15 protein-coding genes are annotated in these 14251 nt (G+C 71.2%); 10 read left to right on the top strand and 5 right to left on the bottom strand.

Annotation, left to right across the window (positions count from 1 at the left end):
• Nucleotides 1-80: 80 nt before the first annotated feature.
• Nucleotides 81-998 (top strand): endo-beta-N-acetylglucosaminidase H, encoded by a 918-nt coding sequence (locus tag OO69_RS22955; protein WP_033282627.1) that lies wholly within the window; start codon nt 81-83, stop codon nt 996-998.
• A 148-nt stretch (nt 999-1146) separates the two neighbouring features.
• Here OO69_RS22955 and OO69_RS22950 read toward each other — a convergent pair whose 3' ends face one another.
• A complete protein-coding gene (locus OO69_RS22950; RefSeq protein WP_033282626.1) occupies nt 1147-2016 on the bottom strand; it encodes a helix-turn-helix transcriptional regulator in 870 nt (289 codons plus the stop codon).
• A 150-nt stretch (nt 2017-2166) separates the two neighbouring features.
• On the opposite strand from OO69_RS22950, the gene OO69_RS22945 reads away from it, so the two are divergent.
• The 5 genes from OO69_RS22945 to OO69_RS22925 all read left to right on the top strand — a co-directional run bounded on the left by OO69_RS22945 (nt 2167) and on the right by OO69_RS22925 (nt 5839).
• The gene (locus tag OO69_RS22945) at nt 2167-2493 is read left to right on the top strand and encodes a carboxymuconolactone decarboxylase family protein (RefSeq protein ID WP_033282625.1); all 327 of its coding nucleotides are present in this window, start codon (nt 2167-2169) and stop codon (nt 2491-2493) included.
• Nucleotides 2494-2549: 56 nt separating this feature from the next.
• Nucleotides 2550-2957, top strand: coding sequence for a cupin domain-containing protein (locus OO69_RS22940; RefSeq protein ID WP_033282624.1), 408 nt, complete (start codon nt 2550-2552; stop codon nt 2955-2957).
• A gap of 29 nt (nt 2958-2986) precedes the next feature.
• Entirely contained in the window at nt 2987-4003 is a 1017-nt protein-coding gene (locus OO69_RS22935) for a zinc-dependent alcohol dehydrogenase family protein (protein ID WP_033282623.1), read from the top strand.
• A gap of 30 nt (nt 4004-4033) precedes the next feature.
• On the top strand, nt 4034-4804 hold the full coding sequence (locus OO69_RS22930) for a glucose 1-dehydrogenase (RefSeq protein WP_033282622.1): 771 nt from the start codon (nt 4034-4036) through the stop codon (nt 4802-4804).
• 63 nt (nt 4805-4867) lie between these two features.
• Complete coding sequence (locus OO69_RS22925) at nt 4868-5839, top strand: aldo/keto reductase (RefSeq protein ID WP_033282621.1); 972 nt, start codon at nt 4868-4870, stop codon at nt 5837-5839.
• Nucleotides 5840-5862: 23 nt separating this feature from the next.
• On the opposite strand, the gene OO69_RS22920 is transcribed toward OO69_RS22925, so the two are convergent.
• Nucleotides 5863-6834, bottom strand: a complete 972-nt coding sequence (locus OO69_RS22920) for an Lrp/AsnC ligand binding domain-containing protein (protein WP_033282620.1) — start codon at nt 6832-6834, stop codon at nt 5863-5865.
• A 112-nt stretch (nt 6835-6946) separates the two neighbouring features.
• Between OO69_RS22920 and OO69_RS22915 the strand changes: the two genes are divergently transcribed.
• Together OO69_RS22915 and OO69_RS22910 are read left to right on the top strand one after the other, a co-directional pair.
• On the top strand, nt 6947-8389 hold the full coding sequence (locus OO69_RS22915; RefSeq protein WP_033282619.1) for a carboxylesterase/lipase family protein: 1443 nt from the start codon (nt 6947-6949) through the stop codon (nt 8387-8389).
• A gap of 95 nt (nt 8390-8484) precedes the next feature.
• A complete protein-coding gene (locus OO69_RS22910) occupies nt 8485-9333 on the top strand; it encodes a PhzF family phenazine biosynthesis protein (protein WP_199811002.1) in 849 nt (282 codons plus the stop codon).
• 17 nt (nt 9334-9350) lie between these two features.
• On the opposite strand, the gene OO69_RS22905 is transcribed toward OO69_RS22910, so the two are convergent.
• On the bottom strand, nt 9351-9806 hold the full coding sequence (locus OO69_RS22905) for an Lrp/AsnC family transcriptional regulator (RefSeq protein WP_033282618.1): 456 nt from the start codon (nt 9804-9806) through the stop codon (nt 9351-9353).
• Between the two features lie 159 nt (nt 9807-9965).
• Here OO69_RS22905 and OO69_RS22900 point away from each other — a divergent pair, with 159 nt between their 5' ends.
• Entirely contained in the window at nt 9966-11150 is a 1185-nt protein-coding gene (locus OO69_RS22900; RefSeq protein ID WP_033282617.1) for a trans-sulfuration enzyme family protein, read from the top strand.
• Nucleotides 11151-11199: 49 nt separating this feature from the next.
• Nucleotides 11200-12486, top strand: a complete 1287-nt coding sequence (locus tag OO69_RS22895; RefSeq protein WP_033282616.1) for an amidohydrolase family protein — start codon at nt 11200-11202, stop codon at nt 12484-12486.
• Nucleotides 12487-12510: 24 nt separating this feature from the next.
• Here the strand turns inward: OO69_RS22895 and OO69_RS22890 are convergent, their stop codons facing one another.
• Both OO69_RS22890 and OO69_RS22885 read right to left on the bottom strand, forming a co-directional pair.
• Nucleotides 12511-13152: a bifunctional 4-hydroxy-2-oxoglutarate aldolase/2-dehydro-3-deoxy-phosphogluconate aldolase gene (locus OO69_RS22890; protein WP_033282615.1), complete on the bottom strand. Its 642-nt coding sequence runs from the start codon at nt 13150-13152 to the stop codon at nt 12511-12513.
• Between the two features lie 61 nt (nt 13153-13213).
• Nucleotides 13214-14230, bottom strand: coding sequence for a sugar kinase (locus OO69_RS22885; protein WP_234444508.1), 1017 nt, complete (start codon nt 14228-14230; stop codon nt 13214-13216).
• Between the last annotated feature and the right edge of the window lie 21 nt (nt 14231-14251).

The following is a 14251-nucleotide window of genomic DNA, read 5'->3' as shown; positions in this document are numbered from 1 at the left end:
GGGAACGGAAGGGGCGGGGGACCCCTCGGCGCTCGTCGGCAGGGCGGGCGCCGCTCCATGCGATGGGAGACCGATCAACGATGTTCACTCCGGTGCGGAGAAGAGTAAGGACGGCCGCGCTCGCCCTCTCGGCGATCGCGGCCCTCGCCCTGGGCGCGACCGCCACGAGCGGCGCGGCGGCGGCGCCCGCCGCCGCGAAGCAGGGACCGACCTCGGTGGCGTACGTCGAGGTGAACAACAACAGCATGCTGAACGTCGGCAAATACACCCTCTCCAACGGCGGCGCCAACGTCTTCGACATCGCCGTGATCTTCGCGGCGAACATCAACTACGACGCGGGCACGAAGGCGGGGACCCTGTACTTCAACCCGAACGTGCAGAGCGTCCTCGACAACGCCGCCACGCAGATACGGCCGTTGCAGCAGAAGGGCATCAAGGTCGTCCTCTCGGTGCTCGGCAACCACCAGGGCTCGGGCTTCGCCAACTTCCCGTCCCAGCAGACGGCTTCGACGTTCGCGAAGCAACTGTCGGACACCGTGACCAAGTACGGCCTCGACGGCATCGACTTCGACGACGAGTACGCCGACTACGGCAACAACGGCACCACCCAGCCCAACGCCAGCTCGTTCGTGTACCTGGTGTCGGCACTGCGCGCCAACATGCCCGGCAAGATCATCAGCCTTTACAACATCGGCCCGGCCGCGTCGCGCCTGTCCTACGGCGGCGTCGACGTCACCTCCAAGTTCGACTACGCCTGGAACCCGTACTACGGCAGCTGGCAGGTCCCCGGCATCGCCCTGCCCAAGTCGAAGCTGTCACCGGCGGCCGTCCAGATCGGCGGCACCTCGCAGAGCACGGCCGCCTCCCTCGCCGCCCGCACGGTCAGTGAGGGGTACGGCGTCTTCCTGACGTACAACCTCGACGGCACCGACCGCACCGCCGACGTCTCCGCGTTCACCAAGCAGCTGTACGGCAGTGCCGCCGTCTACACGCCGTAGGCCGACGGCACTCCCCGGCGTCCGGTGCCCGCTCGGGTCCGGCCGCGTCCCGTAGATCAGCGCATCGCGCGGGCCGGGTCTTCGACAACGATGTCGGAGGCCCGGCCCGTCGCACGTGCCGTGACCCGGTGCCGAACGGCACTCCTCGTCACAGCTCCGCGGTGGTGTCCTGGTCGAGGGTCGCGGCCCAACTGGCCAGCAGCTGAAGGCTGTCGTGGGCCGGGGTGCCCGGTTCCGCGCTGAGGGCGGTGAGGGTGAGGCCGGGCTCGGTCGGGATGGGCATCGCCTCGAAGGGGAGGGCGAGTTCGCCGACCGCGGGGTGGTGGAAGTGCTTGACGCCGGTCTGGTGCAGCCGTACGTCGTGGGCGGCCCACAGGGTGCGGAACTTCTCGCTGCGGGTGGACAGTTCACCGACCAGGTCGGTCAAGTCCCGGTTGTACGGGTCGCGTCCGGCCTCGGTGCGCAGCAACGCGACCGCTCCGGCGGCCTGGCGTTCGAGCTCGGGCAGGAAGTCGGCGGCGCCGGGGTTGAGGAACTCGTACCGGGCGAGGTTGACGGGCCGCGCCGGGTCCGCGAACACCGGGGCGTAGAGGGCGCGGCCGAGCCGGTTGGTGGCGACGATGTCGAGGCGGCCGTTGCGGATGAAGGCCGGGGCCTCGGTCATCGCGTCGAGCAGGTGCTGGAGGCTCGCGCGGATCGGCTGCGGGGCCCGTCGGCGGGCCGGTCGGCGGCTGGTGTTCGCCGTACGCGCGAGGTCGTCGAGGTGGGCGCGCTCGGCGTCGTCGAGCTGGAGGGCGCGGGCGAGGGAGTCGATGACGGGCTCGGAGACACCGGAGAGGTTGCCGCGCTCCAGGCGGGCGTAGTACTCGGCGCTGACACCGGCGAGCAGCGCGACTTCTTCCCTGCGCAGCCCCTTCACGCGCCGGTTGCCGGTGTGGACGGGCAGGCCCGCCTGCTGGGGCGTGATCTTGGCGCGGCGGCTGGTCAGGAACTCGCGTACCTCGCTCCGGTTGTCCATGGATTCGAGGCTACGTCGGTCGGTCCCGTGGTGTCTCCGGGCGAAGGGTGTACTGGCAGTACACGTATCGACGAGTCCTTCCCCGTGCGTGTGACCTGCAGTTCCATCGGTGGTGGCGCAGGCCGCGCCGCGATGGAGAGGACACGGACGATGACGGAGAAGACCCAGGCCCCGGGGCCGCGCGAGTTGTTCGGGGACATCGCCCCCGCGCTGGCCGGTTACAGCGAGGACGTGCTGTTCGGGCAGGAGTGGAAGAGCCCGGAGCTGTCCCCGAGGGACCGCAGCCTGGTGACCGTGGCGAGCCTGATCACCAGCGGCAGCAGCGAGCAGCTCACCTTCCACATCCCGCTGGCCAGGCAGAACGGCGTCACCGAAGCGGAAATCGTCGGGACGATCACGCACATGGCGTTCTACGCCGGCTGGCCCCGGGCGATGTCCGCGCTGACCGTGGCCCGGGAACTGTTCCGCAGGCCCTGACCCCCCTCCCATCCACACGTCCACCCGTCACGCCGACGCAAGGAGCACGTACCACCATGGAGATCCTCAAGCAGCCCGCGACCATGAAGCTGCCCCCGCACATGTTCGCCGGTGACGTCTGGGCGGATGTGATCCTCCGGGGCGAGGAGCCTTCCCGGGCACGGGCCAACCTGGTCCGCTTCGCGCCCGGCGCCCGTACCGCCTGGCACAGCCACGGCATGGGGCAGACCCTGCACGTCGTGTCCGGAGTCGCCCTCGTCGGCACCCGCGACGGCGTGATCATCGAGGCCCACCCGGGCGACACCATCGGCTGCCCGCCCGGCGAGGAGCACTGGCACGGGGCGACCCCGGACCAGTTCATGGAGCACCTCGCCCTGTGGGAGGGCGACGAGGTCGAGTGGCTGGAGCACGTCACCGACGCCGAGTACGACGGCCCGCGCACCAGCACCCGCGCTTCGAACTGACCCTCCCCCCCACGGATACAGGAACCCCCATGCGCGCAACCGTGATCCACGCCCCCGGTGACATCCGGGTGGAGAACCTCCCCGAACCGAAGATCCTCGCCCCCACCGACGCGGTCATCCGCACCGTCGCCGCCTGCGTCTGCGGCTCCGACCTGTGGGACTACCGGGGTATCAACCCCGTCACCCAACCCACACCGATCGGCCACGAGTACGTCGGCGTGGTCGAGGAGACCGGCGCCGAGGTGCGGGACATCAAGCCGGGGCAGTTCGTCATCGGCTCCTTCTTCGCCTCCGACAACACCTGCGCGATCTGCCGCGCCGGGTATCAAACCTCGTGTCCGCACCGGGAGTTCGTCGGCGGCTGCCAGGCCGAGTGCATCCGTGTCCCGCTCGCCGACGGCACGCTCGTCGCCCTCGACGGGCAGCCCGACGACACGTTCGTGCCGAGCCTGCTCACCCTCTCCGACGTCATGGGCACCGGCTGGTACGCGGCCGTCGCCGCCGAGGTGAAGCCCGGCTCCACGGTGGTCGTGGTCGGCGACGGCGCGGTCGGCCTCTCCGGAGTCATCGCCGCCCGCGAACTCGGCGCCGAACGGATCATCGCCATGAGCCGCCACGCCTCCCGGCAGCGGCTGGCGACCGACTTCGGCGCCACCGACATCGTCGCCGAACGCGGCGAGGACGGCGTCGCCCGCATCAAGGAACTCACCGGCGGCCTCGGCGCCGACTCCGTCCTGGAGTGCGTCGGCACGCAGGAGTCGATGACCCAGGCCGTCCGTTCCACCCGCCCCGGCGGCAACGTCGGCTTCGTCGGCGTCCCGCACCAAGTGGCCATCGACGGCGCGGAGTTGTTCTTCTCCCACGTCGCCCTGCGCGGCGGCCCCGCCCCGGTGCGCCGCTTCCTCCCCGACCTGATCGACCGCGTCCTGAACGGCCGTATCGAACCCGGCAAGGTCTTCGACCTGACCCTGCCGCTGGACCAGGCCGCCGAGGGCTACCGCGCCATGGACGAGCGCCGCGCCGTCAAGGCACTGCTGCGCCCCTGACCTGCTGACCCATGATTGGAACCCCCTCCCATGACCCCGACCTACGACTTCCATGACCAGGTCGCCCTCGTCACCGGCGCCGCCTCCGGCATGGGCCTCGCCACCGCCCGGGCCTTCGCCGAGGCCGGTGCCGCGGTCGTCCTGGCCGACCTCGACGAGAAGGCCGTACTGCACGCGGCCGAGGAGCTCGCGGCGGCCGGTCACCGGGCGATCGGCGTCGCCTGCGACGTGACGGACGAGGCGCAGGCCGCCGCGACGGTCGACCGGGCGGTCGCGGAGTACGGCCGCCTGGACATGGCGTTCAACAACGCCGGTGTGCAGGTCCCGCCCAGTGACGCGGCCGACGAGACGGCCGCGAACTTCGACCACGTCAACGCCGTTAACCTGCGCGGCATTTGGGCCGCCCAGAAGCACGAACTGCGCCGGATGCGGGAGCAGGGCAGCGGCGGCGCCATCGTCAATTGCTCTTCCCTGGGCGGGTTGGTGGGGCTTCCGGAACGGGCCGCGTACCACGCGTCCAAGCACGGGGTGATCGGCCTGACCAAGAGCGCGGCGGTCGAGTACGCGCCCAAGGGCGTCCGGATCAACGCCGTTTGCCCCGGGGTGATCGACACCCCGATGGTCGCCGACATGCTCGAAGGGCAGGCCGAGGCCATGGCCGAGATCATGAAGCAGCAGCCGATCGGACGGCTGGGCCGGGCCGACGAGATCGCGGCGGCCGTCCTGTGGCTGTGCAGCCCCGCCGCGAGCTTCGTGGTCGGGGTCGCGCTCCCCGTCGACGGCGGATACACCACCCACTGAGGAACCCGCGCGTCCGCCAACTCCCCAGCACCCAGCCGTACTTGACTGCGAAGGAGCCTCACCATGGAGTACACCCGTCTCGGCACCACCGGCCTGAAGGTGAGCCGCCTCGCCCTCGGCTGCATGAGCTACGGCGATCCGACCGTCCCGCGTGCCCACCCGTGGGCGCTGACCGAGGACAGGGCCGCGCCGTTCTTCCGGCAGGCCGTCGAGCTGGGCATCACCTTCTGGGACACCGCCAACGTCTACCAGGCGGGCACGTCCGAGGAGTTCACCGGCCGCGCGATCCGCGAGTACTCCCGGCGCGAGGACATCGTGCTGGCCACCAAGGTGCGTGGGAAGATGCACGACGGTCCGGGCGGTGAGGGCCTGTCCCGCAAGGCGATCCTCGAACAGGTCGACGCCTCGCTGACCCGCCTGGGCACGGACTACATCGACCTCTACCAGATCCACCGCTTCGACGACGAGGTCCCGGTCGAGGAGACGATGGAGGCCCTGCACGACATCGTCAGGGTGGGCAAGGTCCGCTACCTCGGCGCCTCGTCCATGTACGGCTGGCAGTTCGCCAAGCTCCAGCACGCGGCCGACCTCGGCGGCTGGACCCGCTTCGTGTCCATGCAGAACCAGTACAACCTCCTGCGCCGCCAGGACGAGCCCGAACTCATGGCCCTGTGCGGCGACTTGGGCGTGGGCCTGGTCCCGTACTCCCCGAACGGCAAGGGCCGCCTCGCCCGCCCCGTCGGCGAGCAGAGCACCCGCTCGGCCACGGATCATGTCGTGCGGGCCTTCGACAGCGAGTACGACGTGCCGGTTATCCACGCCGTGCAGGAACTGGCGGAAGCCCGTGGCGTCCCCATGGCCCAGATCGCCCTCGCCTGGGTGCTGCGCAACCCGCTGGTGTCAGCGCCGATCGTCGGGGCCACCCAGCCCCACCACCTCCAACAGGCCGTGGACGCCCTGGCGTTGAGGCTCTCCGACGAGGAAGCGGCAGCCCTGGAAGCCCCGTATGTCAACGCCGGGCCCTCCTGGTTCTGACGACCGGCCCTGAAAGAGCTGTGTCAGAGGCTGCCCGGGCGGACCAGGCCCGTTCGCTTCACGCCGCTCAGGATGGGGGTGACCTCCAGCGTGGTGACGTGGGGGAGGGCGCCGATCGTGTCGTTCAGGAAGTGGTAGAGGGCGTTGAGGTCGGCGGCGGCGACGGCCACCAGGAGGTTGGCCGAGCCGGTGGTGGCTGAGGCGAAGCGGACCTGGGGGTGGCGGCTCAGCTGGCGGCCCGTCTCCTCCAGGCCGCCCGGGGCGACGGTGATCCACAGCAGCGCTTCGGTACGGATGCCCAGGCGGGCCAGGTCGACCTCGGTCGCGAGTCTGATCACCTGGTCGCCGACCAGCGCCTCCAGACGGCGGCGGGCGGTGAGGGCGGTGGTGTCGGCGCGGCGGGCCAGGTCGGTGTAGGAGGCCCGGCCGTCCTCGACCAGGGTGGCGATCAGGGCCTGGTCGATGTGCTGGAGGGTCGATCGGGGAGTGGGCAACTCCGGCCTGAGGCCGGCCAGTTCGGCCTCCGTGAGCAGGCCGCCGCTCCAGTCGAAGGCCGCCGGGAAGACCCGTAGGAGGATGTGCGAGGTCCACGACTGGACCGCCGGGGTGGCCGGAAGGTCGCGCAGGAGAAGGGAGTTGCGGGCGTCCGGGCCGTCCAGGAACAGGATCGTGCAGATCTCGTCGCCGCCGCCGAGGATGTCCACCCAGATCGTGTCGGGGCGGCGGGCCAGGGTCGCGGCGATGGCGCTGATCTGGTTGGGGCGGCAGCGGATGCGCAGGGCGAGCGGGATCAGGTCGGGGAACCACACCGGGTTGCGTACGGCGGTGGCGCGCAGGGTCTTGTCGTGGAACAGCGGGGCCGCGCGCCGCACCACCGTGCGCTCCGAGATGTCCAGGACGCGGCCGACCGTGCGCCACGAGGCCCGCGGGGAGGCCAGCATCGCGGCGGCGATCCGGCGGTCCGTCTCGCTCAAGGAGTGGCTTGCTTTCGCCATGTATGCCCGGTCCTCTGTCCTGCTTTCGCGCTTCTCTCTTCTCATTCTGGCTCGGATCGGCGCTCGGCGCTAGAAACGGTTCAGAGCGGACGACGGAGAGAGGGTGAGCCCGATGGCGGTGGGTGTCGTGGAGACGGATCGGGGTCGGGTCCGGGGCGTCGCGCGGGGCGAGGTGATCTCCTTCCGGGGGATTCCGTATGCCGCGTCGCCTGTCGGTGAGCTGCGGTTCGCGCCGCCTCGGCCGCACCCGGGGTGGACCGGCGTGCGGGAGGCGGCGCAGGCCGGGCCCGCCGTCCCGCAGGGGGCCTCCCGGCTGGTACGGGTGATGGGCCACCGTGTGCCGGACTGGGACGAGGACGGGAGCCTGACCGTCAACGTCCATGTTCCGGCGGGGGCGTTGGAGGACAACACGGCCCGGCCGGTCCTCGTGTGGTGGCACGGGGGCGGCTTCACCAGCGGCTCCGGCGGCTGGGACTGGTACGACGGCGGGCGGCTGGCCGCGCTCGGCGACATCGTGGTGGTCACCGCCAACTACCGTGTGGGGCCACTGGGTTACCTCTATCTGCCGGAGATCGGCGCCGCCAACCTCGGCGCCCAGGACCAGGCCGCCCTGCTGGCCTGGGTGCGGGACAACATCGCCTCCTTCGGCGGCGATCCGCGCGAGGTGACGGTCGGCGGACAGTCGGCCGGAGCGTATGCCTCGCTCGCGCTGGCCCTCGATCCCCGGACCTCGGGACTCGTGAACCGGGTGCTGCTGCAGAGCGGCCCGTTCGGCCTGGTGCCGCAGGACCCGCACCACGCGGCCGAGAACGCCGAAGCGTATCTACGGCTGCTCGGCGTGCCGGACGGAGCGGATACGGCAACCGCCTTGCGCGCGCTGCCCGTTGAGCGGCTGCTGTCCGCCTACGGCCGGCTCGCGGGGCAGCTCGCGCGTCCGGGCAACGCCGCCCCGCCCATGCATCCGGTGCTCGGCGGCCCCGGCCTTCCCCGCGATCTGTATCGGGGGCTCGTGGAGGGCGGGCTGGAGGGCAAGGCGCTGCTCATCGGCACCACCCGGGACGAGGCGAGCGCGTTCACCGCCTTCGACCCGCACGTCCAGAACCTCGGCGTCGACGGTGCGTTGGAACTTCTCACCGGCCAACTCGGCCCTCGCGCCCCCGAGTTCTACGAGCGGTACGCCGCCCTGCTCGAAGAGCCCACCCCCGCGCGGGTGTTCACCGCGATGGTGACCGACGAGCTGTTCCGCGCCGACTCGCTGCGGATCGCCGACCACCACGCGGCCGGCGGCAACGCGACCTACGTCTACGAGTTCGACTACCGGCCGGCTGAGGACCCGTACGGACTGGGCGCCACCCATTGCGGTGAACTGCCCTTTCTCTTCGGCACGTTCGATGCCTACCCGGACACTCCGATGCTGGGCCGGGTCACCGATGCCGTACGGGAGCTGGGCCGCACCTTCGCCACCGCGGTCGCCGAGTTCGTCGCGAGTGGGTCGGTGCACGACTGGTTGCCGTACATGCCTGGGACGGAGGCTCGCATTCGGCACTTCGGCTGAGGTGGGAGCCTGGGGCATCGGACCTTGGGCCTTGGGCCTTGGGCCTTGGGGCAGTCCACTTCGTTGCTTGAAGCTGTAGTCGTTCGGAGGGCTTGATGAGCATGCCGCGTACCCGTTCGTTCGTGCAGGTCGACGTGTTTTCCACCAGCCCCTATTCCGGCAACCCGGTTGCCGTCGTGCTCGACGGGACCGACCTGAGCGACGAGGAGATGCAGGGGCTGGCGCGCTGGACGAACCTGTCCGAGACCACGTTCGTGCTGCCGCCCACCCTCCCCGAGGCGGACTACCGGCTGCGGATCTTCACCCCCGGGGGCGAGTTGCCGTTCGCCGGGCACCCGACCCTCGGGTCCGCGCGCGCCTGGCTGGACGGCGGCGGCACACCGCGGGACGACGAACGCGTCGTGCAGGAGTGCGGCGCGGGACTGGTCGCCGTGCGGCGGGGTGAGGGGACGCTGGCCTTCGCCGCTCCGCCCCGGGTGCGGGAGGGGGACCTCGACGAGGATCAACTGCTGCGGATCGTAGGCGCGTTCGGGATCTCACGGGACCGGGTCGTGGCCCATCAGTGGGTCGACAACGGGCCCGGCTGGGCCGTGGTGCGGCTGGCCACGGCCGAGGAGGTGCTCGCCCTCGAACCTGACTTCTCCGGCTTCCCCGACGCGATGGTCGGGGCGATCGGGGCCCACCCCGACGGGTCCCGGCACGCGTTCGAGATGCGTACCTTCGCCCCCGCCGCCGGTGTGCCCGAGGACCCCGCGTGCGGGAGCATGAACGCCGGTGTGGGGCAGTGGCTCACCTCGACCGGCGGCGCGCCCTCCTCCTACCGGGTCGCGCAGGGCACACGGCTGGGGCGGGCCGCGAGTATCGGGATCAGCGCCGATGCGGACGGCACGGTCTGGGTCAGCGGCGCCGCCGACGTCTGCATTCGCGGCACCATCACCCTCTGACCGTCACTTCTCGACCGTCATGCGGTGCCCGTGTCGGTGTCCGCCGTGAGCGTCTTCATCGTGACGTAGCTGGTCACCGTGGCGACGCCGGGCAGGGTCGCCAGCTGGTTGGCGTGGAAGTCCTCGTAGGCCGGGAGGTCGGCCACCTCCACCTGGAGGAGGTAGTCGAAATTGCCGGTGATGTGGTGGCAGGCGACCACCTCGGGCAGCCGGGTGACCCCGTGTTCGAAGGCGACCACGTCCGCGCGGGTGTGCCGCATCAGCCGTACGCCCGCGAAGACCCGCAGACTGCGGCCGATCGCGGCGGGATCGATCAGCGCGCGATAGCCGCGGATGACCCCGGACTCCTCCAGCTGGCGCACGCGGCGCAGACAGGGGGAGGGCGACAGGCCCACCCGGGCGGCCAGCTCGTTGTTGCTGATGCGGCCGTGCTGCTCCAGTACGGCCAGAATCGATCGGTCCACCTCGTCCATGGCGGCAGATTATTGCGCCGAAGGCTCGGCTACCACAATCCTGCACCCGCCTGTCACGCAATTTGCTGCCAAAATTGCCGAGATCCGGGCATCTTGGACTGCCGGTCGGTCACGCTTCATGGAGTCGCACCGACGGTCCAGGTCCACGGAAGGGCAGCCATGCCGGGCAAGAGCACCATCACCGTTCACGCCGACCGCGAGGTCCATCCGAGCCGTGCCGTGGCCCCGCCCATCTACCAGACGGCGGCGTTCTCGGCCGAGGACGGGGAGACCTTCGCGCGAGGGGCCGTAGAAGCACGCGGCAAGGACTTCTACACCCGGTTCGGCAACCCGAACCACGCCCAAGTCGCCGCCGTCGTAGCGGAGTTGGAGAACACCGAGGCGGCCATGGTCACCGCGTCCGGGATGGCCGCGCTCACCACGGCCGTGCTGGCGCTGGTGTCCGCCGGGGACCATGTCATCGGGCAGCGGTCCACCTACGGGGGTACGGCATCGGTGCTGCTGAACCTGCTGCCGCGGCTCGGGGTGACGACCACGCTGGTCGACCAGACCGACCCGGAGGCGTTCGCGAGGGTGCTGACCCCGCGGACCCGGCTGATCCTGGTGGAGACCCCGAGCAACCCGTTGCTGCGGATCACCGACCTGCGCGCCGTAGCCGAACTGGCCCGCGCGCACGACGTGTTGACCATGGCGGACAACACCTTCGCCACCCCGCTCAACCAGCGACCGGTGGACTTCGGCATCGACCTGGTGTGGCACAGCGCGACCAAGTATCTGAACGGCCATTCCGATGTGTCCGCCGGAGTGCTCGCCGGGCCCGCCGAACTCCTCGACCGGATATGGGACGTCGGGCTCCTCACCGGTGCCACGCTCGGGCCGATCGACGCGTGGCTGCTGCTGCGCGGGATGCGCACCCTGCCCTTGCGGGTGCCGCGGCACAACGCCAACGGCCTTGCTCTCGCCGAGGCGTTGAGCTCGCATCCGGCGGTGACGAAGGTGCACTATCCCGGGCTGGCGAGCCACCCTCAACACAAGCTGGCCGTCGACCAGTTGAGCGGCTTCGGCGGGGTGCTCGGCATCGAGTTCGCCGGTGGGTTCGAGATGGCCGACTCGTTTCTCGGGCGGCTGCGTTACCCGCGTCGGTCGGCCAGCCTCGGTGGTGTGGAGTCGCTGGCCGTGCATCCGGCGTCGATGTGGCGCGGGATGCTCAGCGAGCAACAGCTCGCGGACTCCGTGCCGTTGGGGCTGGTCCGGCTGGCGGCGGGGACCGAGGACACGGCGGACCTCGTTGCGGATGCGCTGGAAGCGGCCGACGCCGTGCTGGCCGAAGCGGCGACCACCTGAGCGGGTGACGACACCCCCACCACCCCCCCACTACTGAGGAGTTCCTCCGATGACGAAGAAAATCCTGCTCACCGGCGGCACCGTGGTCAGCATGGACCCGGCGGTCGGCGATCTCGGACGCGGTGACGTGCTGATCGAGGACGGTGTGATCGTCGAGGTGGCGGAGCGCGTCGACGCTCCGGACGCCGAGGTGATCGACGCGACCGACCGGATCGTGATGCCCGGTTTCGTCGACAACCACCGGCACAGCTGGCAGACCGCGTTCCGGGGCGCCGGCGCGGACTGGACCTTCCCCGAGTGGGCGCTGGCCATGCACCGCACGGTCAAGCCCCACTACCGGCCCGAGGACGTCTACGTCGGCACCCTGCTCGGCCGACTGGAGGCGCTGCACTCCGGCGTGACCACGATGCTGGACTGGTACCACGTCGCCCAGACCCACGACCACGAGGACGCCGCCGTCACCGCGCTGCGGGACGCGCCGGGACGGTCGATCTTCTGCCTCGGTGCCGGTTGGGGCACCGCCGACTCCGTGGACGCCGACATCCGCCGCGTCCGCGCCGACCTGACAGGGGACGGCCTCGTCACGATGGCGTTCGGCCTGCGCGGACCCGACGACACCGGCATGGACACCGTCGCCCGCGAACTGAAGCTGGCGGACGAACTCGGCCTGCGCACCAGCCTGCACATCGAAGCCGCCGGGACGGTCACCGACCTCCACGCGCACGGTCTGCTGCGGGGGACCACCACGTTCGTGCACGCCAACGGGATCAGCGACGAAGAGCTGCGGATGCTCGCGGACGCGGGCGCCTCCCTGTCCGTCAGCCCGGACGTCGAGCTGAAGATGGGCTTCGGATCGCCGGTCACCGGGCGGGCGTCGGCGGCCGGCGTGCGCCCGACCCTGTCCGTCGACGACGTCCCCTCGGTCGGCGGTGACATGTTCTCCACGATGCGTACGGCCTTCGCCGTGCAGCGCGGTCTGGACGGCGGCCTGCGCTCCCGCGACCTGCTGGAGTTCACCACGATCGACGCCGCCCGCTCCTGCGGACTCGACGCCCGCACCGGCAGCGTCACCCCCGGCAAGGACGCCGACCTGATCCTCCTGCGCACCGACGACCTGACGGTGTTCCCGGTCACCGACCCGGCCGGCAGCATCGTCAGCGCGGGCCACCCCGGCCTGGTCGACACCGTCCTCGTCGCCGGTCAAGTGGTCAAGCGGGACGGGGAGTTGGTGGGCGTTGACCTGCCGACGCTCAGGGCCCGGCTGCTCGCGTCCCGCGACCGGATCGCGGCGGCTGCGGGGATTCCGGTCGACGGTATGTGGCGGCCGGTGGGGTGAGCGGTTCGACGCCGGTCGTAACGACTACACCGGTGACGGTACGGCGGACAGCGCGTCGGTGAAGGCGCGGGCCCGGCGCGTGATCTCGGCCCAGTCGCCCGCGGCCACGACAGCGGGCGGTACGACCTCCGAACCGGCGCACACCGCACGCGCCCCGGCCGCGAGGAACCCGGCCGCGTTCTCCGCGTTGACCCCGCCGGACGCCACCAGCGGTACGTCAGGAAAGGGACCGGCCAGGTCACGGAAGTGCCGGGGGCCGAAGGCGCGCGCCGGGAAGATCTTCACCGCGTCCACGCCCAGGTCGAGGGCCATCCCGACCTCCGTCGGCGTCAGGGCACCCATGACGACCGGCACCCCGGCCGCCGCTGCCGCCTCCGCGACACCGGGTCGGCAGCCCGGGGTGACGAGGTACTGAGCCCCCGCCTCGATCAACTCCTCGGCCTGCGCGCCGGTCATCACCGTCCCCGCACCGACACCGTCCTGCCCGTCGGCCACCGCGCGCCGCAGATGCCCGACGAGTCCGGGGGTGGTCCGGGTGAACTCGATCCACCGGATGCCACCCGCCCGCAACGCCTCGCACAGCGCCGCGGCGTCGGGTATCTCCGGCGCCCGGACGACGGCGATCACACGGTCCTTGGTCAGCTGGGGGAGGAAGTCGGGGGTCATGGGCGGGGGCTCCTTCGGTGGTGGGGAGGGGTCTGTGGTGGGTGTGCTCGCGTCCGCCGATTCATGCCGTCGCCGGCATGGACCACCCCGCGTCGTCCAGCGCGAGCCGGTGATTGGTCTCCGTGCGCGGTGGCATCTCGGGCACGTCGTCCCGTGTCCGCAACGCAGCGGACGCTGCGATGTGGCCGAGGCGCAGGCGGGACCGTTCGTCCCGGTTCTCCAGTACCGCCGAGAGGTAACCGGCGGCGAACGCGTCGCCCGCGCCCACCGGTTCGACCACCTGGGTGGGCAGCGCGGGGACGAACGTCCGGGTGCCGTCGGCGTACGAGGTCGCTCCGTGTTCGGCGTCCTTGACGACGATCAGCGGTGCGGGGCCGAGGAGTTCGGCCACGTCGTCCGGGCGGGCCGTGCCCCACAGCGCCTCGGCCTCGTCCCGGCCGACGAACACGATGTCGGCGGCGCGGGCGAGGGTGAGCAGGTTCTTCGCGGCGTCCGCCGTGCCCGAACGCCACAGCACGGGGCGGTGGTTGACGTCGAAGGAGACGATCGGGCCTCCAGCCTTGTCTGCCTCCCTGCTGAGCGCGCGGTCGACCAGGATCGCCTCCAACAGCCCGGCACAGCTCTCGGAGAGCGCCGCCGCGACGCCCGACAGGTGCACGATCCGGGCCCGGCGCAGCACCGGCAGCCGGGTCAGTTCCGGGCCCATCAGGGTCGCGGCCGATCCGCTCCGGTAGTAGTGGGTACGGGTGCCCTCCGGTGCCGGGTCCTTGAAGTAGACGCCGGTCGGGCGGGCCGGGTCGGTCTCCACTCCCGTCACGTCCACGCCCCGCGCGGTGAGTTCGGCCAGGATGCGGCGCGCGAACGGGTCGTCGCCCAGGCGGCTCAGCCACGCGACACGGTGACCGAGACCGGCGAGCCCGCAGGCGACATTGGACTCGGCACCGCCGATGGCCATCGCGAGCGTCGGCTGCTCGTCGAACGGGCGGCTGTCCGGCGGACTGAGGACGGCCATCGTCTCGCCGACGCACACGACGTCGGCAGCCTTCACCCGTCGGTCGGTCGTAGGGGGCAAGAGCACGTGAATCTCCTGGTTCTCGTT

Origin of the sequence: Streptomyces sp. NRRL F-525 (assembly GCF_000716605.1) — a bacterium.
Lineage (GTDB): Bacteria > Actinomycetota > Actinomycetes > Streptomycetales > Streptomycetaceae > Streptomyces.
The sequence above is the reverse complement of the archived record's forward strand: the minus strand, read 5'-3'. Positions and strand labels throughout refer to the sequence as shown.

Bases quoted from the DNA above. Each gene is read 5' to 3' on its own strand.
- OO69_RS22955 (WP_033282627.1), top strand. From the start codon at position 81: ATGTTCACTCCGGTGCGGAGAAGAGTAAGGACGGCCGCGCTCGCCCTC.
- OO69_RS22950 (WP_033282626.1), bottom strand. From the start codon at position 2,016: ATGGACAACCGGAGCGAGGTACGCGAGTTCCTGACCAGCCGCCGCGCC.
- OO69_RS22945 (WP_033282625.1), top strand. From the start codon at position 2,167: ATGACGGAGAAGACCCAGGCCCCGGGGCCGCGCGAGTTGTTCGGGGAC.
- OO69_RS22940 (WP_033282624.1), top strand. From the start codon at position 2,550: ATGGAGATCCTCAAGCAGCCCGCGACCATGAAGCTGCCCCCGCACATG.
- OO69_RS22935 (WP_033282623.1), top strand. From the start codon at position 2,987: ATGCGCGCAACCGTGATCCACGCCCCCGGTGACATCCGGGTGGAGAAC.
- OO69_RS22930 (WP_033282622.1), top strand. From the start codon at position 4,034: ATGACCCCGACCTACGACTTCCATGACCAGGTCGCCCTCGTCACCGGC.
- OO69_RS22925 (WP_033282621.1), top strand. From the start codon at position 4,868: ATGGAGTACACCCGTCTCGGCACCACCGGCCTGAAGGTGAGCCGCCTC.
- OO69_RS22920 (WP_033282620.1), bottom strand. From the start codon at position 6,834: ATGGCGAAAGCAAGCCACTCCTTGAGCGAGACGGACCGCCGGATCGCC.
- OO69_RS22915 (WP_033282619.1), top strand. From the start codon at position 6,947: ATGGCGGTGGGTGTCGTGGAGACGGATCGGGGTCGGGTCCGGGGCGTC.
- OO69_RS22910 (WP_199811002.1), top strand. From the start codon at position 8,485: ATGAGCATGCCGCGTACCCGTTCGTTCGTGCAGGTCGACGTGTTTTCC.
- OO69_RS22905 (WP_033282618.1), bottom strand. From the start codon at position 9,806: ATGGACGAGGTGGACCGATCGATTCTGGCCGTACTGGAGCAGCACGGC.
- OO69_RS22900 (WP_033282617.1), top strand. From the start codon at position 9,966: ATGCCGGGCAAGAGCACCATCACCGTTCACGCCGACCGCGAGGTCCAT.
- OO69_RS22895 (WP_033282616.1), top strand. From the start codon at position 11,200: ATGACGAAGAAAATCCTGCTCACCGGCGGCACCGTGGTCAGCATGGAC.
- OO69_RS22890 (WP_033282615.1), bottom strand. From the start codon at position 13,152: ATGACCCCCGACTTCCTCCCCCAGCTGACCAAGGACCGTGTGATCGCC.